22 protein-coding genes and 2 tRNA genes are annotated in these 23,796 nt (G+C 67.1%); 14 read left to right on the forward strand and 10 right to left on the reverse strand.

Annotated features, from left to right (window positions below; genetic code table 11):
- Positions 1–50: 50 nt before the first annotated feature.
- Positions 51–2,015, reverse strand: a complete 1,965-nt coding sequence (dnaG, locus tag RCAP_RS15090; protein WP_013068752.1) for a DNA primase — start codon at positions 2,013–2,015, stop codon at positions 51–53.
- Between the two features lie 297 nt (positions 2,016–2,312).
- Here dnaG and RCAP_RS15095 point away from each other — a divergent pair, with 297 nt between their 5' ends.
- From RCAP_RS15095 to RCAP_RS15105, 3 genes are read left to right on the forward strand one after another with little or no spacing between them, the layout of a single operon-like run.
- Positions 2,313–4,256 carry a TadE/TadG family type IV pilus assembly protein gene (locus RCAP_RS15095; protein ID WP_013068753.1) on the forward strand — a complete coding sequence of 648 codons (1,944 nt, stop codon included), beginning with the start codon at positions 2,313–2,315 and terminating at the stop codon, positions 4,254–4,256.
- Between the two features lie 8 nt (positions 4,257–4,264).
- Entirely contained in the window at positions 4,265–4,819 is a 555-nt protein-coding gene (locus RCAP_RS15100; protein ID WP_013068754.1) for a TadE/TadG family type IV pilus assembly protein, read from the forward strand.
- Positions 4,820–4,826: 7 nt separating this feature from the next.
- Positions 4,827–5,489 carry a TadE/TadG family type IV pilus assembly protein gene (locus RCAP_RS15105; protein ID WP_023911869.1) on the forward strand — a complete coding sequence of 221 codons (663 nt, stop codon included), beginning with the start codon at positions 4,827–4,829 and terminating at the stop codon, positions 5,487–5,489.
- A gap of 17 nt (positions 5,490–5,506) precedes the next feature.
- On the opposite strand, the gene RCAP_RS15110 is transcribed toward RCAP_RS15105, so the two are convergent.
- Positions 5,507–6,094 carry a TetR family transcriptional regulator gene (locus tag RCAP_RS15110; RefSeq protein WP_013068756.1) on the reverse strand — a complete coding sequence of 196 codons (588 nt, stop codon included), beginning with the start codon at positions 6,092–6,094 and terminating at the stop codon, positions 5,507–5,509.
- A gap of 96 nt (positions 6,095–6,190) precedes the next feature.
- Here RCAP_RS15110 and RCAP_RS15115 point away from each other — a divergent pair, with 96 nt between their 5' ends.
- From RCAP_RS15115 to RCAP_RS15135, 5 genes are all read left to right on the forward strand, one after another.
- A complete protein-coding gene (locus RCAP_RS15115) occupies positions 6,191–6,388 on the forward strand; it encodes a hypothetical protein (protein WP_013068757.1) in 198 nt (65 codons plus the stop codon).
- A gap of 75 nt (positions 6,389–6,463) precedes the next feature.
- On the forward strand, positions 6,464–7,762 hold the full coding sequence (locus RCAP_RS15120) for a homoserine dehydrogenase (RefSeq protein ID WP_013068758.1): 1,299 nt from the start codon (positions 6,464–6,466) through the stop codon (positions 7,760–7,762).
- Positions 7,763–7,924: 162 nt separating this feature from the next.
- Positions 7,925–8,890, forward strand: a complete 966-nt coding sequence (gene glpX / locus RCAP_RS15125) for a class II fructose-bisphosphatase (protein WP_013068759.1) — start codon at positions 7,925–7,927, stop codon at positions 8,888–8,890.
- 182 nt (positions 8,891–9,072) lie between these two features.
- A complete protein-coding gene (recJ, locus tag RCAP_RS15130; protein WP_013068760.1) occupies positions 9,073–10,806 on the forward strand; it encodes a single-stranded-DNA-specific exonuclease RecJ in 1,734 nt (577 codons plus the stop codon).
- A 158-nt stretch (positions 10,807–10,964) separates the two neighbouring features.
- Positions 10,965–11,039, forward strand: a tRNA-Glu gene (locus RCAP_RS15135).
- A 59-nt stretch (positions 11,040–11,098) separates the two neighbouring features.
- On the opposite strand, the gene RCAP_RS15140 is transcribed toward RCAP_RS15135, so the two are convergent.
- Positions 11,099–12,244 (reverse strand): HPP family protein, encoded by a 1,146-nt coding sequence (locus RCAP_RS15140; protein WP_013068761.1) that lies wholly within the window; start codon positions 12,242–12,244, stop codon positions 11,099–11,101.
- Positions 12,245–12,400: 156 nt separating this feature from the next.
- Between RCAP_RS15140 and efeU the strand changes: the two genes are divergently transcribed.
- The 4 genes from efeU (at position 12,401) to RCAP_RS15160 (ending at position 18,719) form a co-directional block, all read left to right on the forward strand.
- Entirely contained in the window at positions 12,401–14,371 is a 1,971-nt protein-coding gene (gene efeU / locus RCAP_RS19045) for an iron uptake transporter permease EfeU (RefSeq protein WP_013068762.1), read from the forward strand.
- A gap of 1 nt (position 14,372) precedes the next feature.
- On the forward strand, positions 14,373–15,671 hold the full coding sequence (efeB, locus tag RCAP_RS15150; RefSeq protein ID WP_013068763.1) for an iron uptake transporter deferrochelatase/peroxidase subunit: 1,299 nt from the start codon (positions 14,373–14,375) through the stop codon (positions 15,669–15,671).
- Positions 15,672–15,686: 15 nt separating this feature from the next.
- Entirely contained in the window at positions 15,687–16,490 is an 804-nt protein-coding gene (gene efeO, locus RCAP_RS15155; protein ID WP_013068764.1) for an iron uptake system protein EfeO, read from the forward strand.
- A gap of 129 nt (positions 16,491–16,619) precedes the next feature.
- Positions 16,620–18,719 (forward strand): sensor histidine kinase, encoded by a 2,100-nt coding sequence (locus RCAP_RS15160; protein ID WP_013068765.1) that lies wholly within the window; start codon positions 16,620–16,622, stop codon positions 18,717–18,719.
- Positions 18,720–18,792: 73 nt separating this feature from the next.
- Here the strand turns inward: RCAP_RS15160 and RCAP_RS15165 are convergent.
- Positions 18,793–18,869, reverse strand: a tRNA-His gene (locus tag RCAP_RS15165).
- A 120-nt stretch (positions 18,870–18,989) separates the two neighbouring features.
- Between RCAP_RS15165 and RCAP_RS15170 the strand changes: the two genes are divergently transcribed.
- Complete coding sequence (locus RCAP_RS15170; protein WP_013068766.1) at positions 18,990–19,214, forward strand: DUF6324 family protein; 225 nt, start codon at positions 18,990–18,992, stop codon at positions 19,212–19,214.
- Here RCAP_RS15170 and RCAP_RS15175 read toward each other — a convergent pair.
- The gene (locus RCAP_RS15175) at positions 19,211–19,654 is read right to left on the reverse strand and encodes an MmcB family DNA repair protein (RefSeq protein ID WP_013068767.1); all 444 of its coding nucleotides are present in this window, start codon (positions 19,652–19,654) and stop codon (positions 19,211–19,213) included. The genes RCAP_RS15170 and RCAP_RS15175 overlap by 4 nt on opposite strands.
- 97 nt (positions 19,655–19,751) lie before the next feature.
- Here RCAP_RS15175 and RCAP_RS15180 point away from each other — a divergent pair, with 97 nt between their 5' ends.
- Positions 19,752–20,099, forward strand: coding sequence for a DUF6404 family protein (locus RCAP_RS15180; protein ID WP_013068768.1), 348 nt, complete (start codon positions 19,752–19,754; stop codon positions 20,097–20,099).
- Positions 20,100–20,408: 309 nt separating this feature from the next.
- Here the strand turns inward: RCAP_RS15180 and RCAP_RS15185 are convergent, their stop codons facing one another.
- The 5 genes from RCAP_RS15185 to RCAP_RS15205 form a co-directional block, all read right to left on the reverse strand.
- Positions 20,409–20,762 carry a hypothetical protein gene (locus tag RCAP_RS15185; protein ID WP_013068769.1) on the reverse strand — a complete coding sequence of 118 codons (354 nt, stop codon included), beginning with the start codon at positions 20,760–20,762 and terminating at the stop codon, positions 20,409–20,411.
- Between the two features lie 128 nt (positions 20,763–20,890).
- Entirely contained in the window at positions 20,891–21,388 is a 498-nt protein-coding gene (gene nusB, locus RCAP_RS15190; RefSeq protein ID WP_013068770.1) for a transcription antitermination factor NusB, read from the reverse strand.
- Positions 21,389–21,414: 26 nt separating this feature from the next.
- Positions 21,415–21,930 carry a 6,7-dimethyl-8-ribityllumazine synthase gene (locus RCAP_RS15195; RefSeq protein ID WP_013068771.1) on the reverse strand — a complete coding sequence of 172 codons (516 nt, stop codon included), beginning with the start codon at positions 21,928–21,930 and terminating at the stop codon, positions 21,415–21,417.
- 1 nt (position 21,931) lies between these two features.
- The gene (gene ribB, locus RCAP_RS15200) at positions 21,932–23,065 is read right to left on the reverse strand and encodes a 3,4-dihydroxy-2-butanone-4-phosphate synthase (protein WP_013068772.1); all 1,134 of its coding nucleotides are present in this window, start codon (positions 23,063–23,065) and stop codon (positions 21,932–21,934) included.
- The gene (locus RCAP_RS15205; RefSeq protein ID WP_013068773.1) at positions 23,062–23,652 is read right to left on the reverse strand and encodes a riboflavin synthase; all 591 of its coding nucleotides are present in this window, start codon (positions 23,650–23,652) and stop codon (positions 23,062–23,064) included. Before RCAP_RS15205 ends, ribB begins: the two co-directional genes overlap by 4 nt.
- Positions 23,653–23,796 lie beyond the last annotated feature (144 nt).

A 23,796-nucleotide genomic window follows, 5' to 3' on the forward strand; every position in this document is an offset into this window, starting at 1 on the left:
TTATCGAATCACGGCGGCGAATCACAGGGGCGAATCAAAGGGGGAAATTCTCATCCGCCGCCGTGCTTGTCGAGCAGGGACTGCAGGAAATCCGACATCGCGGCCCGGTCCTCGCCCAGATCTCCCGTGTCTTCAAGTTTCGACTTTCCGGCACGGTGAAAGGCTTTCGTCGCTTGGCTGATCCGCCAGGTCACGCCCTCGTCGGCCAGGCCTTCAAGAGCTTCCGCGGCTTCTTCGGTTTCTGCCCGCACCGCCCGCGTCGCCTGCAACTTGGCCAGTTCCTCGGCCAGACACATGCGGGCAAAGTCACTGTCGTCCCGGCGCAGCACCGGAGGGGCCGAGCGCACATGGGGATGGCGCATCAGGGTTTCAAGCACCCCCGGATTTTCGCGCGCCAAAGCCTCGGCCAGCGCCCCGGCGGGCCGGTCGGCCTGCATCAGCATCGTGTCGCGCAGCGCGCCAAGGCCGGGATCGGACAGCCGCAACCGCTCGATCTGGCTTTCGAATTCGGCGACCAGCACGGGATGGGCGCAAAGGATCGCCACGATCATCGTCTCGCGCAGCTGTTCGGCCACCGCTTCGCTGCCCGCCGAGGCCAGAAGCGAGGCCCTCGTGGCCGAGAGCGGCAGCGCCTGCGGCTTCGCGCCGCGCCCGCCCGCCCCCGGGCCGCGCGGCCCCGGGCTGAACGCCCCCTGCGGCATCGTCCAGCGCGGCGCCTGCCCGCCGCGGGACAGGCCGAACAGCTCTTCGCGCAGCCGCTTGATATCCTCGCCGTAATGCGTGCGGATCGAGGGATCGGCGATCTTCTTCAGCGCCGCGCGCAGGCTCTTGTCGAGCGCGGCCTTGCGTTCGGGGCTGTCAAAGACCTTGCCCTCGGTTTCGCGCTGCCAGAGCAGATCGACCATCGGCTTGGCGCTGGCCAGAACCCGCTCCATCGCCTCGCGGCCCTCGGCCTTGATCAGATCGTCGGGGTCCTGCCCGCCGGGCAGGATGGCAAAGCGCAGCGCCTTGCCCGCCTCCAGCAGCGGCAAGGCCAGATCGACGAGCCGCAGCCCCGCCCGCAGCCCGGCCGCATCGCCATCCAGCGCGATCACCGGCTCGTCGGCGATGCGCCACATCAGTTTCAGCTGATCCTCGGTGATCGCCGTGCCCAGAGGCGCGACGGCGCCGGTGAAGCCCGCCTCGACCAGCGCGATCACATCGACATAGCCCTCGGCCACGATCAGGGGCTTGCCCTTGCCACAGGCCTCGCGCGCGGGGCCAAGGTTGTAAAGATTGCGGCCCTTGTCGAACAGCTCGGTTTCCGGCCCGTTGAGGTATTTCGCCCGGGCATTCGGGTCCATCGCCCGCCCGCCCAAGGAAATCGCCCGCCCCCGCGCGTCGCGGATGGGAAAGATGATCCGGCCGCGAAAGCGGTCATAGGGGGTGCCGCCTTCGTCGGGGCGGATGCACAGCCCCGCATCGACGATCAGGTCGGGGGCGATGCCTTTGCCGGTCAGGGCCTGGAACAGGCCGTTGCGGCTGTCGGGGGCGAAACCGATCTCGAAGCGTTCGAGCGCCGAGGCCCCCAGCCGCCTGCGCGCCAGATAATCCCGCGCCGCCGCCCCCGCCTGGGTGTTCAGCTGCAGCCGGAAATACTTCACCGCCTCTTCCATCACCCGCACCAATTCGGTGCGCCGGTCCGCCTTTTGCGCCGCCTGCGGATCGCGGGCGGGCATCACCATGCCCGCTTCGCGCGCCAGGATCTCCACCGCCTCGACGAACCCGACATTCTCGGTTTCCTTGACGAAGCTCACCGCGTCGCCCTTGGCGTGACAGCCGAAGCAGTAATAGAACCCCTTGCGGTCATCGACATGGAACGAGGCCGACTTTTCGGTGTGAAACGGACAGGGCGCCCAGAAATCGCCCTTGGCGCGGTTCGACTTGCGCGGATCCCAGATCACCTTGCGCCCGACCACCTGCGACAGCGGCAGGCGGTTGCGCAACTCGTCAAGGAATCCGGGCGGCAGGGACATGGAACCTATATCGGGATTTGAAGCGCCGGAGTCGAGAGGCCCAAGGGCGAATCGCTACGCCGAAAAGATTAACATCCCTCTAACATCGCCGCGAAAAGCGAAGATTTCGCAAGCCATTGTCCCAAGGCGCCGAACACCCGCCCGCGCATTGGCAGAGTGTCGCAAATCCCTGCACAATCAACATCCTGCGCCACCGATGCGCCACATTTCCGCCCCGATCCGGCGCAAGAAGAAAGATGGAACAGTCCGGACCCCGGCGAGTCGGGGCCGGGCCGCGCACCGGATCGGAGACACGCGATGGAACTGGGCAGTCGGGACGGGAAGGCTCGGGGCGAGAAGGCCCGGGGCGGCGGGATGCTGCACCGGCTGCTGCGCAACGAGGATGGCGCCCTGATCATCCTGTCGCTGCAGGTCTTTCTGGTCATGCTGATCACCACCGGGATCGCGATCGATCTGGTCCGGGTCGAGGAACGCCGCACGCTGATCCAGAACACCATCGACCGCGCCGTGCTGGCCGCCGCCTCGCTGACGCAAAAACGCGACCCGACGCTGGTGGTGAAGGATTATCTGACCAAGGCCGGGCTGGGCTACATTGCCAGCGATTCCTCGTTCACGCCGAAGGTCGAGGGCAGCATCGCGCTGGGATGGCGGCGCGTCAGCGTCGAGGTGGACGACGACATGCCGACAATCTTCGGGCCGCTTCTGGGCGTGTCCAGCCTTGCCGCCACCGGCGACACCACGGCGATGCAGGCCGTCGGCAACGTCGAGATCTCGCTTGTGCTCGACCTCTCGGGGTCGATGACGGAATATGTCAAGGACAACCCGAGCTGCACCAAGAACTGCACGTCGTCGAAGACCCGGTTCCAGTATTTGCAGGTCGCGGCGAAAAGCTTCATCAACACGGTCTTCGCCTCGTCGGGCAGCGGCGTGGCCGCCGGGCGCACCAGTGTCAGCGTCGTGCCCTATTCCACGAACGTCTATCTGGGCTCGGAAATGCAGGAAGGCTACACTCTGTCGAGTGATTTCAGCGTCACCGGATCCAGCTTTGCGATGCCGCAATGCGCCGATTTCGTGGCCAACGACTACAACACGATGGTCATCGACGGCACCGGGCCGCTGACCCGGACGATGTATGGAAGTTCCTACAAATATTCCGACAGCCTGTCCGCGCTCGTCAGCGACGGTTCGACCTCGAACAATCCGGGACAGGACTGGCACAACTGCATGAACACCCCGCAGAACCGGGTGATCCCGCTCTCCAGCGACCCGACCTTCCTGGCCGCCGACAAAACCGGCTTCATCGACAAGCTGACTGCCGGCGGCTGGACCTCGATCGACGTCGGCGCGAAATGGGGCCTGGCGCTGCTCGACCCGTCGGCGCGCGACGAAGTGGCCAAGATGACCTCGGTCAGCAGCGCATTCCGGGAAACCAAGCCGCGCCCGATCAATTACGACGGCGACACGATGAAGGTGCTGGTGCTGATGACCGACGGCGCAAACACCACCAACTTCTCGACCTTGCCGGGCTATCGCACCGGGCCCTCGGGGATCATGTCGACCCTCGGGGTCGACAGCCTCGGCAGCTTCGGCCCCTCTGCCACGACGGCAAGCGGGATCTACTATTACGACGCCACGCGCAGCAGCACCCCCTATTACAAATACGAGACCGGCACCTGGGTCGCGCGCAGCGCGATCACCCAGACCACCCAGGAGCAGCAGGTCCAGACCGCGACCTGCACGCAGTACAAGAACTCCTGGGGGCAATGGAAATGGAACAGCTGTTCGGTCGGAACCAGCGACTGCACGCTGATCAGCTCCACCACCAGCCTGAAAACCTATACCTGCAAGAAGACCACCACCGTCAACGTCACCACCGAAGCGCCGCTTTATGACGTGAGCTATGATCATCTCTACAAGACGAAGAACTGGAACCTGAACACGGTGGCGGGGCTTCTTGGCAAACCCTATGGCCGCAGCGCCGGGACGCAATACGAGCTGATGGCGAATGCCGTCTACGACACCAGCGTCAAGGATGCGCGCACGAAGAAGCTTTGCGACCTGGCGAAGAGCAAGGGGATCTACATCTTTTCCGTCGCCGCCGACGCCCCGAGTGGGGGCAAGACGCTGCTCAAATACTGCTCGAGCGGCACCAGCTATTACTACGAGGTGCAGGGCAGCAATCTCTCGACCGCCTTCGCCTCGATCGCGGCCTCGATCTCCTCCTTGCGGCTGACGAACTGAGACCTGCGATGAAGCGGCTGCGCATCCCCTTTCGCCTCCTCCTCCGGCTCGGCCGCCGGCTGCGCTCCGAAGAGGGTGCGGCCTCGGTCCCGGCGGTGTTCTGGATGCCGTTCTTCGTGATGATGATGGTGGCCTCGGTCGAGATGTGCCTTCTGGGGATCAAGCAGACCCTGCTGGATCGCGGCGTCGACCTGACCACGCGCATCCTGCGGCTGGGCGTGGCCGAGATGCCCAGCCACGAAGAGCTCAAGCGGTCGATCTGCGGCAATATCGCCTTCCTGCCCGATTGCATGACCGATCTTGCCGTCGAGGTGTTCCAGGTCGACCGGGCCACCTGGTCCTCGGACATCAACGGCCGGGGCGTGCTCTGTTCCGATGCGATCACCGAAACCGAAACGCCGGTCATTCAGCCCGGCGTCTCGGGGCAGCTGATGATCCTGCGCGCCTGCCTGCGCGTCTCGCCGATGGAGAAGCTCAACCCGCTGTCACAGGCCATCGCCCACGAAAGCGGCGACAAATACGTCCTGATCACCACCACCGCCTTCGTCAATGAACCGGAGTAGCGCCACCATGACCGCAAGCTTCGGGGAGGGTCCGGCCATGCTGATGCGCCGTCTGCGCCGGATCCTGCGCGACGAGCGCGGCTCGGTTCCGATCGAGGGCATGCTGGGCGCGCTGCTCATCCTGGGCTGGTATGTCATCGCCTTTCAGTTCTTCGACGCCTTCCGCACCAAGGCGCAGGCCCTGAAGGCCAGCTACACCGTCGCCGACATGATCTCGCGCGAGGAAACGCCGATCGGCCCGACCTACATGACCGGGGCCAAGCGGATGTTCGACTTCATGATGAACAGCGACGCCAGCCGCAGCTGGATGCGGGTCGCGATCATCTATTGCCCGAGCGATGGCAACGCCAACACCACGATCGATTGCGACGGCGACACCCATGAATTCGCGCTCGACAAATCCTGGGCCACCGGCTCGATCGCGGTGCACACGGAAACCACGATCAACGCCGAGAAAGACCGCATCCCGCTGATGTCCGAGGGGGATTATGCGGTGATTCTGGAAACCTCGCTCAGCTACAACCCGATCTTCGACATCGGGCAGAAATCCCTGTCGCTCGATGGCGGCCAGACCTGGACAAGCCAGGGCCTGTCCGAACAGCTCCGGTTTTCGAATTTCATCATCACCCGCGCGCGCGGGGTGCGCAACACCTGGAGCGACGCCAGCTGATCCGGGGGGCCGGGCGCTCAGGCGCCGACCGCCTTGCGCACCATGTCCCAATAGATCGTCTCGACGGTTTCCCGGCTCAGCCGCCCGCCCTCGCGATACCAGGTGTTGACCCCGGTCAGCATCGCGATGATCGCCATCGCCGCCAGTTTCGGATCGGGCAGGGCCAGGACCCCCTCGGCCTGACCGGCCCGCAGGATCGTTTCCAGCTCGGTCTCATAGGCGCGGCGCAGCGCCTCGATCACGGCGAAATTGCTCTCCGACAGGTTGCGCAATTCCATGTAGCTCAGGAACACCGCCTCGGCCCGGGGCAGGTTGTGGCGGATGTGAAAGCGCACGAAAGCTTCCAGCGCCGTCAACGCCCCCGTCCCGCGCGGCACCTCGGCCCAGGCGGCCAGAAGCTCGTCCATATGCGTTTTCAGCAGGTCGAACAGCAACGCCTCCTTGTCGGGGGTGTAAAGATAAAGCGCCCCCGCCTGCACCCCCACCGCCGCCGCGATCTGCCGCATCGAGACCGCGGCAAAGCCGTGCCGGGCAAAGAGCCGGCTCGCCTCGGCGCGGATGCGCGGCCCGGTGATTTCGGAATGAGAGCCTGTCTTGCGTGCCATGCGCCCAGATTATCTGAACGCGCGTTCAATATCAAACCGGCTCTGGCGGCGGGCGGCGGGCGCCTTTATGCTGCGCCCAAGCCACCCGGAGCCCCCATGCTGCGCCCTGCCCTGCTTTTGCCGCTTGCCCTTGCCGCCTGTTCGGCCGCGCCCGGGGCGGATTTCCCGAACCTCGTCCCCGCCGAGACGCTTCTGGTCGAGGAACCGCTCTCGCCCTCGCCCGCGCCGGGGCTCGAGGCCCGGGCCGAGGCCCTGCGCGCCCGCGCCGAGGCCCTGCGCGCCGAGACCCCGTGACGCAAGCCGCGCGTTGCTTTGCGGCGCGCGAAAGGCTAACAGGGCGCATCTGATCGCCAAAACCATGAGGTTCCCATGACCGCCGCCGCCGCTCAACCGCTTCGCCTTGGCATCGCGGGGCTTGGCACCGTCGGCATTGGCGTGGTGAAGATCGTGCAACGCCATGCCGATCTTCTGGCCGCCCGCAGCGGCCGCCCGGTGGTGATCACCGCGGTTTCCGCCCGCGACCGCACGAAGAACCGCGATGCCGATCTGTCGGGCTATGCCTGGGAAACCGACCCGGTGGCGCTGGCTTTGCGCGACGATGTCGATGTGCTCGTCGAGGTGATGGGCGGCCATGAAGGCCCGGCCAAGGACGCGACCGAAGCCGCGCTGAAGGCGGGCAAGGATGTCGTCACCGCGAACAAGGCGCTTTTGGCCCATCACGGTCAGGCTCTGGCGGAACTGGCCGAGGGTCTGGGCCGGGTGATCCGTTATGAGGCCGCCGTGGCCGGGGGCATCCCCGTGATCAAGGCGCTGACCGAGGGGCTGGCGGGCAACCAGATCCGCCGCGTCATGGGGGTGATGAACGGCACCTGCAACTACATCCTGACCCGGATGGAAACCGCGGGCCTGCCCTATGAGACGGTCTTCGAGGAAGCCCGGCAGCTGGGCTATCTGGAGGCCGATCCGAACCTGGACGTCGGGGGGATCGACGCGGGCCACAAGCTCTCGATCCTGGCCTCCATCGCCTTCGGCACCAAGGTCAGCTTCGCCAATGTCGTGCTGGAAGGGATCGGCTGCATCTCGATCGACGATATCCGCCGCGCCGGGGACATGGGCTACAAGATCAAGCTTCTGGGCGTGGCGCAGATGACCGGCCGCGGGCTGGAACAGCGGATGATGCCCTGCCTTGTGCCCGCGGCCTCGCCCTTGGGGCAGCTGCAGGGCGGCACCAACATGGTGGTGATCGAGGGCGACTCGGTCGGCCAGATCGTCTTGCGCGGCGCGGGGGCGGGCGAAGGCCCGACGGCATCCGCGGTGATGGGCGACGTGCTTGACATCGCGCGCGGGCTGCGGCTGCCGACCTTCGGGCAACCGGCGGCAGGCCTCGCCGATCCGATCCCGGCCGCGGTCTCGGCGCCCGCGCCCTATTACCTGCGCCTCGAGCTGATGGACAAGCCGGGCGCGCTGGCCAAGGTCGCCGCAGTGCTGGGCGAAGCGGGCGTCTCGATTTCCCGCATGCGCCAATACGGCCACGAGGACACCTCGGCCCCGGTCCTGATCGTGACCCACAAGACCACCCGCGATGCGATCGACGTGGCGATCGCGGCCCTGCCCGCGACCGGCGTCGTGCTGGGCGCCCCGGTGGCGCTTCGGATCGAAGAAGTCTGACCGGACCCGCCCCGCTCCGGTGCATCTGCGCACCGGACCGGGCGGGGATCCGCCGCCGCTCTCGACAGATTGAACGCAGTTTCAGATCGTTAGCGCTGTCAGACTTGTCAAGGCGGCGCGTCTCTGGCCTAGCTGTGCCAACCCAAAAGCACAGGACATGCCATGACCACCCCCACCGATTTCAATGATCGCCTGCTGTCGCTCGGCCTTGCGCGCGTGTCGGAAGCCGCCGCCCATGCTTCGGCCCGGCTGATCGGCCACGGCGATGAAAAGGCCGCCGACCAGGCCGCCGTGAACGCGATGCGCGAGCAGCTCAACATCCTCGACATCCGCGGCGTCGTGGTGATCGGCGAGGGCGAGCGTGACGAGGCCCCGATGCTTTACATCGGCGAAGAGGTCGGCACCGGCGAAGGCCCGGCGGTGGATATCGCGCTGGATCCGCTCGAAGGCACGACGCTGACCGCGAAAGACATGCCGAACGCGCTGACGGTGATCGCGATGGCGCCGCGCGGCACGCTTCTGCACGCGCCCGACGTCTACATGGAAAAACTGGCGATCGGGCCGGGCTTCGAAAAGGACGTCGTCAGCCTCGACATGACCCCGTCGGAGCGGATCCACGCGCTGGCCAAGGCCAAGGGCTGCGAAGCCCATGACATCACCTGCTGCATTCTGGAACGTCCGCGCCACGAAGAGCTGATCGCCGAGGTCCGCGCGACCGGCGCCTCGATCCGGCTGATCACCGATGGCGACGTCGCGGGCATCATCCATTGCGCCGAGCCCGACGTGACCGGCATCGACATCTACATGGGCTCGGGCGGCGCGCCGGAAGGCGTTCTGGCGGCCTCGGCGCTCAAATGCATGGGCGGGCAGATGTGGGGCAAGCTTCTGTTCCGCAACGATGACGAGCGCGGCCGCGCGAAAAAGGCCGGGATCACCGATCTCGACAAGATCTATGCCCGCGACGACATGGTCCGCGCCGACGTGATCTTTGCCGCGACCGGGGTGACGAACGGCTCGATCCTGCACGGGGTGAAGCGCAACCCGAAATTCATCGAGACCGAAACGATCCTGATGCGCTCGAAAACCGGCTCGGTGCGCCGGGTGATCTATCGCAACCCGATCCGCTGAGGCAACGCTCCGGGGGGTATGCCGTCCCCCGCACCCCCTGCGCGTATTTTGCCAAGGAAAACGGGGCCGTTTCACCTTGGCCGAAATATCCCGGGGGGGAATTTGCCGACAGGCAAAGAGGGGGCGGCGCCCCCTTTCGCCCGCCACTGGCGGGCGTTTCGTTTTTTCGCTAGAGCTGCGCCATGACCAGCTTTCTGAATGTCGATACCTCCTTGACCGGGCGGCGCTGGGTCGGCCCCAGCCTTGAAGCCGATCGTCTGGCCGAAGCGATGGCGCAAGCCACCCACCTGCCCCTGCCGCTCGCCCGGGTTCTGGTCGCCCGCGGCGTGACGCCCGAAGCCGCGGCGGGATTTCTGGAACCGACCCTGCGCGACCTGCTGCCCGATCCGCACCGCCTGAAAGACATGGAAAAGGCGGCGGCGCGATTTCTGCGGGCGCTCCGAAGCCGCGAAAAGATCGCGATCTTCGCCGATTACGATGTCGACGGCGGCTCTTCGGCGGCGCTTCTCATCTGCTTTCTGCGCGCCTTCGGCGTCACCCCCACGCTCTACATCCCCGACCGCATCGACGAGGGCTACGGCCCCAATGTCCCCGCGATGCAGGCGCTTGGCCGCGAGCACGGGCTGATCGTCTGCGTCGATTGCGGCACGCTCAGCCACGCGCCGGTCGCCGCCGCCGCCCCCGCCGATGTCGTCATTCTCGACCACCATCTGGGCGGCGAGACCCTGCCCCCCGCGGTCGCCTGCGTGAACCCGAACCGGCAGGACGAACCGGGCGATCTGGGGCATCTTTGCGCCGCTTCGGTGGTCTTCCTGATGCTGGTCGAGGCGAACCGGCAGCTGCGCGCCGAGGGGGTCAAGGGCCCCGATCTGATGGCGATGCTCGATCTTGTCGCGCTGGCGACCGTCGCCGATGTGGCGCCGCTTCTGGGCGTGAACCGGGCGCTGGTGCGGCAGGGGCTCAAGGTCATGGCCCGGCGCGAGCGGCCGGGGCTGGTGGCGCTTTCCGACGTCGCCCGGCTCGACAAGGCGCCGACGGCCTATCATCTGGGCTTTCTGCTGGGACCGCGGGTCAATGCCGGGGGCCGGATCGGCGCCGCCGATCTGGGGGCGCGGTTGCTCTCCACCGACAGCGCCGCCGAGGCCGCGGCCTTGGCCGAGCGGCTCGACCGGCTGAACAGCGAACGGCGCGAGATCGAGAATCGCGTCCGCGATGCCGCGCTGACCCAGGCCGAGGCGCGCGGCCTCGACGGCCCGCTTGTCTGGGCGGCGGGCGAGGGCTGGCATCCGGGCGTCGTCGGCATCGTCGCGGCGCGGCTGAAGGAGGCGACGAACCGCCCCGCCGTGGTGATCGGGCTGGAAGGCGGCCTTGGCAAGGGCTCGGCGCGCTCGGTGGCGGGGGTCGATCTGGGCGCGGCGGTGCAGCGCGTCGCGGCCGAGGGGCTTTTGCTCAAGGGCGGCGGGCACCGCATGGCCGCGGGTCTGACCCTGCCGAGGGCAGTGGAACCGCGATGGAAGGCTGCCGAGTGTTCGCCCGGCAGGGCGCGGCACGGCGGCCCGGCCGATCTGCGGCTGGACGGGCTCCTGATGCCGGGCGCCGCGACGCCCGCGCTGATCGAGGATCTCGACCGCGCCGGCCCCTATGGCCAGGCGGCGCCCTCGCCGCGCTTTGCCTTTCCCGCGATGGCGATCCTGAACGCCCGGCGGATCGGCGAGAGCCACCTGCGGCTCAGCTTTGGCGACGGGCTTGGCGCGAAGCTCGACGCCATCGCCTTTGGCGCTTTCGACGGCCCGCTGGGCCCCGCGCTCTCGGCGGGAGGGGCAGGCCGGTTTCATCTGGCGGGCAAGCTTGAACTGGACAGCTGGGGCGGCCGCTCCAAGGTGCAATTGCGTCTTGACGATGCCGCACGGGCCTGACGACGGCGGCTCAACCCCCTGTTTTCCTGTTCTTTTTGAAGTTTTTTCGGGGCGAATGAAGAAAGTTTGGAAAAACTGCAAAATCCCTCTTGCGAGTCACCGGCGCCTGGCCTAAACACCCCTCACGCCGCGCAGCACAGCTGACAAAGCGAAAAGGTGGTCCGTTCGTCTATCGGTTAGGACACCAGGTTTTCAACCTGGGAAGAGGGGTTCGACTCCCCTACGGACTGCCAAACATATCCACAAGAACTGATGAGAACGCCGCTGCAAGCGGCTTTTGCGCCGTCGCCCCTCAGCCCTCGCGCAGTGTTTGCCGGGCCAGCGCCGCGATCAGATCGGTGCGGGTGACAATGCCGGTGATCGCCTGCCCCTGCAGCACCGGAACCGCATCGACCCGACCATCCGCCATCATCGGCAACAGCGCCGCGATCGGCGTTTGCGGGCTCACGCGCGGGATCGCCACCGCCATCAGATCCGCCGCCAGAACCCCGGGCGCCCGCTTCGGATCCATCAGCCGCCGCGCCGCCGCCGCAAAGCCGCGATCGCGCCGCGCCGCATCCGCCTGCGCGCGCAAGATCAGATGGATCTGAAAGATCACCCCCAGAAACCGACCCTCGGCGCCCACGACCGGCAGCGAGGTGAAACGATGGCGCCGAAACAGCGCCGCCACCTCGGCCAGCGGTGTTTCCGGCTGCACGGTGATCAGATCGCGCGACATGATCTCGGCTGCGGTCATCGGCCCGGTGCGATGCGTCGCCGCCTGCAGTTCCGCCGCGCCGACGAGCCGCGCCAGATCCTCGACCCCGAGGTTGAGCGCTTGCCGGGTCCGGGTCAGGATCCCGGTCAGCTCCGCCTCGGTCAGGCCCAGCCGCTCGGGGGGCGCGGCATCGGCGGTGCGATGCGGGTTCGGGGCCTCGAACTGCCGGGCCGGATAGTGCCGCCCGGTCAGCCGCGCATAGCCCGCCGCCAGCACCACCAGCGCCAGCGTGCCCAGCCCGACCGGCATCAGCACGACCCAGACCCCAAGCTGCCGCACCGGCTCGGGCGCCAGCGCCGTCATCATCGCCACCGCCCCCGCGGGCGGATGCACGGCCCGCGCCAGGATCATCGCGACCACCGCCAGCCCCACCGCCAGCGCGACGCGCAGCCCGGGATCCAGCGGCAGATGCGTGGCGGCAACGCCGATCAGCGCCGCCAGCATGTTGCCGACCAGCGCCGACCAGGGCTGCGCCAGCGGGCTGGACGGCACCGCGAACAGCAAGAGCGCCGTCGCCCCGAAGGGCGGCAGCAGCCAGGAGACCTGCCGCAGCTCCTGCGGCGCCAGCAGCGGAACGAGGCTCAGCCCCGCCAGCGCGGCAAGGACACCCAGACCGGCGCGCAGCGCCTCGCGCAGACCGGCCCGCGGCACCGCCGGCCCCAAGGATCGCAGGATCCGCATCGGCCCCTCCTGTTTGCGCCACCATTCCCCGTGGGCGGGCCGGGATCAAGCCCCAAGGCGACCGCCGCGGCGCAAACCGGCGCCACCGCAAAGATATATCTTGACTATTTTAATACATCTGAATATCCGACAAAATAAATAAGGATATGACATGTCATGCTTGCCCCGCTTCTGATCATGTTGCGCGAAGGGCTTGAAGCCGCCCTCGTCGTCGTCATCATCGCCGCCTATCTGCGCCGCACCGGCCGCGGCGCCTGGATCGGGGCGATCTGGGTCGGCGTGCTTTTCGCCGTCGCGCTGTCGCTTTTCGTCGGTGCGGCGCTGCAATTCCTGCAGGCGGGCTTCCCGCAAAAGACGCAGGAAGGCTTCGAGGCCGCCGTCGCCCTGATCGCCGTGGCCGTGCTGGTCTGGATGGTGTTCTGGATGCGCGCCGCCGCCCGCTCGATCCGCGCGACGCTGGAACAGGGGGTCGAGGCCGCTTTCGACACCGCCCCCGGTCAGGGCACGGTCTGGGCGCTGGTCGCGATGTCCTTCTTTGCCGTCGCGCGCGAGGGTCTCGAATCGGTCTTCTTCCTGCTGGCGATCTTCCAGCAAAGCCCGGGCCCGGCCGCCCCCCTCTCGGCGCTGGCGGGGATCGCGATCTCGGTCGCGCTCGGCTTCGGGATCTATTCCGGCGGCATGCGGCTCGATCTGCGCCGGTTCTTCCGGTTCTCGGGCCTTTTCATCCTGTTCGTCGCGGCCGGGCTGCTCTCGGGGGCGCTGCGCAGCCTGCACGAGGCCGGGCTTTGGAATGCGCTGCAGACCCCGGCCTGGGATCTGAGCCAGACCCTGCCCAATGCCTCGGTCGCGGGCACCGTGCTTTCGGCGCTCTTTGGCTATCACGACAGCCCGACCCAGGGCGAGGTCGCCCTCTGGGCCGCGTTCCTGGCCGTGACCTGCCGCTCTTCCTGCGCCCCGCGCCCGCCCCCCTTCCGCAAAAGGCCTGATCCGATGACCCCTTCCGCACAAGCGCCGTCCGGGCGCCTCCTTCCGCTGCTTCTGGGCACCGGCGGCCTTTTGGTGCTGGGCGGCGTCGCGCTGTTCTGGCTCGCCTCGGCGCGAAACCAGCCGCAGACCGAGGGGGCGATCCCGGTCACCGTCACCGCCACCGCCTGCGAGCCGATGGCGCTGGAAGTGCCCGCGGGCCCGGCCCGGTTCCTGATCCGCAACGCCTCGGACCGGCCGGTGGAATGGGAAATCCTGAACGGCGTCATGGTGGTGGCCGAGCGTGAAAACATCGCCCCCGGCTTTTCGTCGGTGCTGAGCGAGCGGCTGAAACCCGGCGTCTACGACATCACCTGCGGGCTGTTGTCGAACCCGCGCGGCAAGCTGACCGTGCTGGCGACGGCCGAAAGCGCCGCGGAAACCGCCGCGCCGCCGCTGCGCGAGCTGATCGGGCCGCTCTCGGAACGCAAGGTGCAGCTGATGAAGGCGGCGGGGAAATTCACCCGCGCGGCGCAGGCTTTGGAACAGGCGATCGCGGCGGGCGATCTGGCGGCGGCAAAGACCGCCTGGACGCAGGCCGCCGCGCATTGGGCCAGCCTGGGAACCGTCGCCCCGCAGGCGGCCGATCTGCAAAACCGCATCGCCCCGCAGGCCGCCTGGCTGGCCGCACGCGAGGAGGACCCGGCCTTCACCGGCCTCTCCCGGATCGAATACGGGCTTTTCGCCCGATCCTCGGTTGCGGACCTTGCCCCGGTGGCCGCGGCGCTGAGCCGGGATGCGACGGAATTTCAAAGCCGCGTCAAGGCCTTCGACGGCACGCCCGCAGGCATCGCCGCCGATGCCGCCCGTTATGCCCGCAGCCTGGCCGATGCGACCGCCGCCGGGACCCTGACGCCCTATGCGGCCGACGACACCGTGCTTTTGGGGGCCGCGCTGGACACGCTCGACCGCGCCCGCGCCGTGCTCGACCCGCTGCTCTCGGCCGCCGATCCGGCGCAATCGGCCCGGGTCAAGGACCGGCTTGCCGCCGCCCATGCCGCGGCAAGTGCGGTTCCGCAGGATCACAAGGCCACCGCCGCGGCGCTGACCGCCGCCGCCGAGGCCCTGGCCGGGATCAATCCCACCCTTGGACTGGAGCCCTGAGATGAGCCCTTCTCCCTCTCGCCGTGCCGTTCTGGGCGGGCTTGGCCTTGGCCTTGCCGCCTGCCCTTTCAGCCTGGGCCTGGCCCGGGCCGAGACCGCGCCGCAGGCCTCGGCGCTGACCGCCGCGCCGCAGGCGGGCGCCAGCTCGGCCTCTGACCGCATCGCGCCGCAGGGCCGGTTTCAGGCGGGCATCGTCACGCCCCGCCCGGCCTGGGGTCTGGTGGCCGCCTTCGACGTGATCGTCGACACCCCCGCCGATCTGGAACGGCTGTTCCGCCGCCTGACCGAACGCATCACCTTTCTGACCAGCGGCGGCACGGTTCCGGATCTGGACCCCGCCCTGCCGCCCGCCGACAGCGGCATCCTTGGCCCGGAGCTGCGCCCCGATGCGCTGACGGTGACACTGGCGCTGGGCGCCTCGCTTTTTGACGCCCATCCCTGGCTTGGCCCGCTGCGTCCGGCGCAGCTGACCCGGATGACCGGCTTTCCGAACGATGCGCTGAACCCCGATCTGTGCCATGGCGACCTTGCGATCCAGATCTGCGCGAACACGCAGGAAACCATCATCCATGCGCTGCGCGATCTGATCAAGAACCTGCCCGACCAGCTGGTGCTGCGCTGGAAACAGGAGGGGAACGTGCCCGTCATTGCGCCGCAAGCCCCGGGCGTGGTGGAAAGTGCGCGCAATTTCCTCGGCTTCCGCGACGGCTCGGCCAATCCCGACAGCGCCGATGCGGCGCTGATGGAGCGCGTCCTTTGGGTGCATGACGCCGCCGAGCCCGCCTGGGCGCGGGACGGCAGCTACATGGCGGTGCGGCTGATCCGCAATTTCGTCGAACGCTGGGACCGCACGCCGCTTGCGGAACAGGAGCGCATCTTCGGCCGCACCCGGATCACCGGCGCGCCGCTTGACAAGCGCGACGGCACCGAGGCGGACGTGCCCGATTACGCCGCCGATCCCGAGGGCGCCGCCACGCCGCTCGACAGCCACATTCGTCTTGCCAACCCCCGCGACGCGGGCGAGCGGCATCTGATGCTGCGCCGTCCCTTCAACTATTCGAACGGGGTGACGAAATCGGGCCAGCTGGATCAGGGGCTTCTGTTCATCGCCTGGCAGGCCAGCCTGACTGATGGATTCATCGCTGCGCAGACCCGGCTGAATGGCGAACCCCTTGAAGAATATATCAAACCCGTGGGCGGGGGCTATTTCTTCGCCCTGCCGGGCTTTGGCCCCGGGCCCGACGATTACCTCGGCCGTCAGCTGATCGACGCCATCGGCCACGCCCCGCAGAAGACCTGAGAAAGGACGAACCCGATGAAGATGCTGTCCCTGGCCGCCACTTTGGCCGTGCTGGCCACCCCCCTTGCCGCCGCCGATGCGACGCTGGATCTTGTGGCGCCGATTGCCGAATACAAGCTTTACGTGTCGGAAAACACCGAAGCTCTGGTGACCGACACCCAGGCTTTCGTCGCCGCAGTGAAGGCGGGCGAGATCGACAAGGCCAAGGCGCTGTTTGCGCCGACGCGGCTGTCCTATGAAAAGATCGAGCCGGTGGCCGAGCTTTTCGCCGATCTGGACGCGCCGATCGACGCCCGTGCCGATGACTACGAAAAAGCCGAGGCCGATCCGGCCTTTACCGGCTTTCACCGGCTCGAATACGCGCTTTGGGTCGAGGGCAAGACCGATCACGTCACCGCCGTTGCCGACAAGCTCGAAGCCGATGTGACCGAACTGGCCAAGCGCATCGACGGGCTGACCTTCCCGCCCGCGGTGGTGGTGGGCGGCGCTTCGGTGCTGATGGACGAGGTCGCGGCGACGAAGATCTCGGGCGAGGAAGACCGCTATTCCCGCACCGACCTGTGGGATTTTCAGGGCAATTTCGACGGCGCGAAGAAAATCGTCGATCTTTTCGGCCCGATGGTCGAGGACCGCGATTTCGTCGCCTCGGTCGAGGGCAATTTCGCCAAGGTCTACGAAACGCTCGACAAATACCGCGAGGGCGAGGGCTTCGTCAGCTATGAGAAGCTGACCGACGAGGATCGCAAGCGGCTCTCGGCGCTGGTCAACACGCTGGCCGAGGACCTGTCCACCCTGCGCGCCCGGCTCGGCCTGAGCTGAGATCGCCCAGGCAAGGCGCCCCCCGGCCCGGCCCGGGGGGCTTCATTGCGACGCAGGGGAAGGCTGTTCAGGGAATCGGAAACAGATCGGGCTATAACGGGACGAATCGACCGAACCGGGATGCCCGCGATGGCCCAGAGGACAGCACGAAAGGCGGACCGGAAAGGCCCGGCCGCAGGGGCGGTGCCGCTCAAGGCCTGGCTCTGGCGGTCTTATGTCAAGGCCGCGCTGATCCCGCTGCTGCTGATCGAATTCGGCTTCGTCGCGATCTACTGGGCCACAAGCCAGGTGGTCTATGACCGCTCCGCCGCCGCGATCACCCGGATTTCCACCGATTCCGTCCGCGACGCCGCCCTGCGCGAGGCGAATGTCATCGCGCATCGGCTGGACGCGATCACCGCGATGACCCGGATCTATGCCGCGGAAACCGGCCGCGCCCTGCAGACCCCGGCCACGGCCAGTCAGGCGGAGCAGGACAATCACGCGCTCAGCCCCGGCGGCGCCTTTCACACCTTGCGCGACACCGGCGGCGCGGCGGTCTTCTATTCCGGCATCGTCCCGGTGGGCGCGGCGGAACGGGAAAAGGTCTGGCGCACGGCGCGGCTTGATCCGCTGATGCGCGCGATCAAGGACAGCGACCCCTTGATCGCGCAGCTTTATCTGAACACCCGGGACAGCCTGAACCGGATCTATCCCTGGTTCGACGTGCTGAAGATCTATCCGCCAAAGATGGATATCCCGAGCTACAATTTCTATTACGAGGCCGATGCCGCCCACAACCCCGACCGCAAGCCGGTCTGGACCGACGCCTATGTCGATCCGGCGGGCGGCGGCTGGATGGTCTCCGCGATCGCGCCGGTCTATGGCCCCGACCGGCTTGAAGCGGTCGTGGGCATCGATGTCACCATCGGCACCATCTTGCAGCGCGTGCTCGACATCCGCATCCCCGGCGAGGGCTATGCCGTGCTCATCGGCCGCGACGGCACGATTCTTGCCCTGCCGCCAAAGGGCGAGGCCGATCTGGGCCTGAGCGAACTTCTGGCGCACAGCTACGAGGAGGCGATCCTCAAGGACACGTTCAAGCCCGCGGAATTCAACATCTTTCAAAAGCCGATGCTGACTGAACTGGCCGGGGCGATGCGCACCGCCCCCGAGGGGGTGCGGCGCGTCGACCTGGGACGGCCGATGATCGCCTCCTGGGCGCAGGTGGCGGGGCCGAACTGGTCGCTGCTCGTGCTGGCCAGCGAAGACAGCGTGCTGGCCGCCTCCAGCGATCTGCGCAGCCAGCTGGCCTTTGTCTCCAAGGGGATGGTCGGGATCCTGCTGGTCTTTTATGCCGGGTTCTTCGCCTTCCTGTGGCGGCGCTCCGCCACGATGAGCGACCGGGTGGCCCGGCCGCTGGGCGATCTTGAACGCCGGATGGCGGTGATTTCGGACGGCGGCACCCTGCCCCCCGCGCCGCCCTCCGCGATCGAGGAGCTGCAGAAGGTGGGCGAACATCTGGTGCGGATGGGCGACAAGATCGATGCCGCGAATCGGGCCAAGGCGGCGTTCCTGTCGGCGATGAGCCATGAGCTGCGCACGCCGCTGAATGCGATCATCGGCTATGCCGATCTGCTCGAAGGCTCGGAGGGCGAGCGGCTGGAGGGGGCGCGGCTTGATCAGCTGCGGGCGATCACGGCGGCGGGCTGGGATCTGGTGCGGCTGGTCGATGTGGTGCTGGATCTGAGCCGGATCGAGGGGCAGGATCTGGCCCTGGCCCACGAACCGCTGGCACTGCGGCCGCTGCTGGAAGAGGCGCTGGACAGCCAGCGCGCCGAGGCCGGAAAACACGGGATCACGCTGGATCTGGACTTTCCCGAAGGCCCGCTGCCGCCGCTGCGGGGCGATGCCAAGATCCTGCGCCGGATCCTCGACGAGCTGTTGTCGAATGCGGTGAAATACAACCTGCCCGGCGGCCGGGTGACGCTGCAGGTCGCCCCCGAGACGGCGGGTTTCCTGCCGCTGCGGATCATCGACACCGGCGTCGGCATCGGCGCCGAGCATCGCGACAGCGTGTTCAAGGCCTTCCACCGGCTGGGCCATGAAAACAGCACGATCAGCGGCGCGGGCATCGGCCTGGCGATCGCCAAGCGATTCGCCGATGTCTCGGGCTGCCAGCTTGATTTCGACAGCGTCGCGGGCGCGGGCTGCACCTTCACCCTGCGCCTGCCCTGCCGCCCGGAGTGACGGGCGCCGACGCGGCCAGGGCGCAACCGAAAACCGCAAGCGCGGCGGCAGTCGTGGATGATCTGGGGGGGAGTGGTACCGCCTCCCCGGCTCGAACGGGGGACCTCTGGATCCACAATCCAGCGCTCTAACCAACTGAGCTAAGGCGGCACTGAGGGGGCATTTAGCGGGCGGCGCGGGGGAATGCAAGGGGGGAAACGACCTCTTTGCGCGTCCGCCGCTTGCCCCGCCGTCGCAGTTTGGCTAGGCACGGGCAAAATGGAGGCTCCGATGGGCATCAACGACGAAAACGACATGGCCGGCGATCTGCAGATCGGCCCCACCGATCAGGGGATGGTGCGAATCTTCGTCTCGGGCGAGGGGTTCGAACTGCCCTTCGACTTCGACCCCGAAGAGGCCGAGGAAATCGCCCGCGAATTGATCGATGCGGCCGAGGCGGCGCGGGCCATCGCCGAGGGCGCGTCGAAGGGCGGCAAGCCCCGGGGCAGGCGCTAGGCCTGAAACGACAGACCGGGATCCGCCCGCCCCGCCAGCCGCAGCGCCGCGGTCCGGGCGAATCCCTGCGTCACCAGCTTGCGCCGCGGCGCGGCGAGCTTCGCTTCGGGCGCCATGCGCAGGATCTCGGCGCCGAAGCGGTCGGCCAGAATCAGCCCGGTGCCTTCGGGCAGGATTTCCCGGGGAAAGCCGGTGTCCACCGCCCAGAAAAACCGGTCGGCATAATCCAGATAGCCCTGCCATTTCCGGTCCGAGGTGAAATCCGCGCGCGAGGATTTGCACTCGACCACCCAGATTTCGCCCTTGCGGCCCAACGCCATCACGTCTACCCGCAGACCCGGACGGGGCACGACCTCGGGCAGACAGGCGAAGCCGTGATCCATCAGGCAGCGGCACACGCCGCGCGCCAGAAGCTGACCGGGGGAAAGATCGTTTGCCATGCGCAAGATATGAACGAAGCATGAACGCCTGTCGAGAGGGTTGACGCGCCGGTTCCGCAGGGCAAACATGAACCGCAAAACCATCAAAGGTTGCACCATGGAAGACTACCAACGCCGACTCGCCGCCGCCCGGGCCGAACTTGAAGCCCTTGGCCTGCGGGGACTGCCGCATCCGATCCAGGACCGGGTGATGCGGCTGTTCGGCGGTGAGGCGCGGCCCTGGCCTTATCTGCCGCTCGGCGTGCGGATGAGCGCCTATGCGATCCCCTATGCCTTCATCTGGACCACGGCGAATTTCTTCCTGCGCTGGAAGGACCGGCCGATCGAGCCGGGCGAGGCGGTGGTCTCGACGGTGATGACGGTGGCGCTGTTTTCGATGCTGATGCTGGGCTACGAGCTGCGGCGCTGGCAATCGGTGAAGCTGAGCCGCTGGGAAGATCTGTAACGCCCTTGCCGCGGCGCCCCCCTGCGCCTATCTTGGCCTTGGCGGTTACTGCTCTTCGCGTGAACGGGGCCTTTTTCCAGTGGCCGATAACCATTTCCGAGGGAGCTGGCTCTGCTTTGGCCCTGGCCTCTGTATCTGGCACCCACCTGACTTGTCAGGCTCTCGGGAAATCTCGCCCCCACGGTTGCTGCGGTTTCCGCCACCTCATCCCGGACAACCACGAAAACCGACGGAAATGGAAACCCCCCCGCCTTGCGGCAGGGGGATTTTCGTCGTCAGGAGGCCTTCGGGAAAACGGCGACAGCACGCTCAGCGCAGGGGGCGGCCCAACTGGCGGCGCACCCGGCTTTCGGCGCGCGCGGGCACCGGGATCGGGATCAGCTCGGCCGCCATGTCGGCGCGCAACAGCGCATCGCGCTTGCCGCCGCCGGGGGGGCCATCCTTTTCGGCCATGTTCATCACGGCGATGCCGAATTGCACCCCCGAGAAGACCACGGTGTTGAACAGGAACAGCAGCCCGACGGCGATATAGCCGATGTCGGAGCCAAGGATCAGATGCCGCAGATGCGCGACATCGAAGCCCAGCAGAAGCGCCACGAACAGCGCCGAGAGCCCGGCGCCTGCGACCACGTTGCGGATGTAAAGACGAACGAGTTCCGGCATGACGATTCCTCCGTCGTTGGAATCATTCTAGCGCAGTCTGGCGGAATTCAAACCGCAAATTTGCCGTTTTGCCGCAGTTCCGTCACAAAATCTTGGGGAAAGTGACGCAAGCGCGCCACAGGCCCGGCTCAGAAGGCCTCGGGGCGGACTTCGCGGGCCATGTGATCCAGCACGGCATTGACGAATTTCGTCTCTTTGCCCTCGGGGAAGAAGGCGCGGGCGACTTCGACGAATTCGTTGATCACCACCTTGATCGGCGTCGCCGGGTTGACCATTTCCGCCCCCGCGGCGCGGAAGAGCGCGCGCAGAACCGGGTCGATGCGCTCGATCGGCCAGGTCGCGACCAGCGCGCGGTCGGTGGTCTGGTCGATCTTCGCCTGCCACATCACCGCATCGTCCAGAAGACGGCGGAACAGGTCGTAATCGCCCTCGGCCAGTTCCTCGCCCTCGTCGGTGACCATGCCGAAGCGGAAGCTTTCGAATTCGCGGGCGACGCGGTCCACCCCCTGCCCCGCCGCTTCCATCTGGAACAGCGCCTGCACGGCATAAAGCCGGGCGGCCGAGCGCATCCGGCGTTTTTCTTCCGGGCTCGGCTTGCGGGGCTTGTCGGGGGTGGTGTCGGTCATGTCATGCGATCCTTGGGGCTGCCCGGTCAGTTGCTCTCGCCCTTGGGGCGGAAGCCGATTCCCTGCGTGCGGGTGGCCCATTTGCGCGAGAGCGCGACCAGATGCAAGGCCGCAGCCGCAGCACCTCCGCCCTTGTCCTGATCCTCGGGCTTCGCCCGGGCCTCGGCCTGGGCGCGGTTTTCCACCGTCAGGATGCCGTTGCCGATGCAAAGCCCCTGCAGGCCCAGCATCATCAGCCCGCGCGAGCTGTCGTTGCAGACCGTGTCGTAATGCGTGGTTTCGCCGCGGATCACGCAGCCCAGCGCGACATAGCCATCGTAATCGCCCATCCGCTCGGCCATGCCGATGGCGGTCGGCACTTCCAGCGCGCCGGGCACTTCGACGATCTCGACCTCGGCGCCCGCCTTGGCGGCCACCGCCCTCGCGCCCGCGATCATCCAATCGGCGATGTCACGATAATAGGGCGCGACGACGATCAGCAGTTTCACCGGCTTGTCGAAGACCGGCAGCGGCAGCGTGTAGTGGTTTTCATTCGCCGCCATCTCAATACCCCCGGGTTTCGTCGATGCTCAGCCCATAGCCCTCGATGCCGACGACCTTGGGTTTCGGCGAATTCGTCAAGAGTTTCAGATGGCTGATGCCCAACGCCAAAAGGATCTGCGCCCCCAGACCATATTGGCGCAGCGTCTGCGGCGAGGCCTCTCCCGGCATCGGCATCTTGGCCGAGGTCTCGCGCAAAAGCACGACGACGCCGCGGCCCTCAGCGGCAATCGCCTCCATCGCGCGGCCCAGATCGTTGCTCTTGCCCGGACGCAGCCCCAGCACATCCGAGAGCGGATCAAGCGCATGCATCCGCACCAGCACCGGCTCGGGCCCGGAAATATCGCCCTTGGTCAGCACGATATGCTCGGCGCCCTCGGTCTGGTCGGCAAAGATCCGCATCGACCAGTCACCGCCGAATTCCGACTGCACGGCGCGTTGCGCAGTTTCGCGCACCAAATGGTCATAGCGGCGGCGATAGGCGATCAGGTCGGAAATCGTGCCGATCTTCAGCCCGTGTTTCTGCGCAAAGGCGATCAGGTCCGGCAGACGCGCCATCGTGCCGTCTTCGTTCATCACCTCGCAGATCACGCCCGAGGGGTTCAGCCCCGCCAGACGCGAGATGTCGACCGCCGCTTCGGTATGCCCGGCGCGGACCAGCACGCCGCCATCGCGGGCGCGCAGCGGGAACAGATGCCCCGGCGTCGCGATGTCCTGACGGCCCTTGGTCGGGTCGATCGCCACGGCGACGGTGCGGGCGCGGTCATGCGCGGAAATCCCGGTCGAAATCCCCTCGCGCGCCTCGATCGAGACGGTGAAGGCGGTCTCGTGACGGCTGGAATTCGAGGACGCCATCAAGGGCAGCCCCAGCGCCTCGATCCGGTCGGCGGTCAGCGCCAGACAGACCAGACCCCGGCCATGCATCGCCATGAAGTTGATCGCATTCGGCGTCGCCATCTGCGCCGGAATGATCAGATCACCCTCGTTCTCGCGGTCCTCATGGTCCACCAGAATGAACATCTTGCCATTGCGGGCATCCTCGATGATCTCCTCGATCGAGGACATCGCATCGCGGTAGCTTTGCTCCACCGGGCCCGGGGTTTCGTGATTGCCAGCTTTGTCCACCGGGTTCGTCATGCCTTCCACTCCGTCAGCCGGGCCACGTAACGGGCCAGCGTGTCTATTTCCAGATTGACCTTGTCGCCCACCCGGGCGGTGCCAAAGGTGGTCACCGCCTTGGTATGCGGAATGATATTGATGCCGAACGTGCAGCCGTCCACCTCGTTCACCGTCAGCGAGGCCCCATCGAGCGCGACCGAGCCCTTGGGCGCGATGTATTTCGCCAGGGCCTCGGGGGCGCGGAAGCTGAACCGGGTGCTTTCGCCCTCGTCGCGCAGCGCGGTGATTTCCGCCACGCCATCGACATGGCCCGACACGATATGGCCGCCCAGCTCGTCGCCCACCTTCAGCGCGCGCTCGAGGTTGATGCGGCTGCCCACCGTCCAGCCGCCCAGATTGGTCTTCGAAACCGTCTCGGCCGAGATCTGCACGTCATACCAGTCGGCGCCCGTCGCGATGACGGTCAGGCAGACCCCCGCATGGGCGATCGAGGCGCCGATCTCGACCGTTTTCATGTCATAGCCGCAACGGATCCGCGCGCGCAGATCGCCGGTGTTTTCAAGGGCGAGGATCTCGCCCAGATCGGTGACGATTCCGGTGAACATGGCTTTCCCTACCGTGATTTCTTCCTGCCTAGCTTGCACGGGCCCGCTACGCAAGGCTGCCCCCGACGCTTGGGCGCACAGCCGCGGCGCGAAAATGCGTCGCGCCGTCGCGGTGCCGCGGTTTTGCCGCCAAAACGCCGGGGC

The sequence above is a fragment of the Rhodobacter capsulatus SB 1003 genome (genome assembly GCF_000021865.1).
GTDB lineage: Bacteria > Pseudomonadota > Alphaproteobacteria > Rhodobacterales > Rhodobacteraceae > Rhodobacter > Rhodobacter capsulatus_B.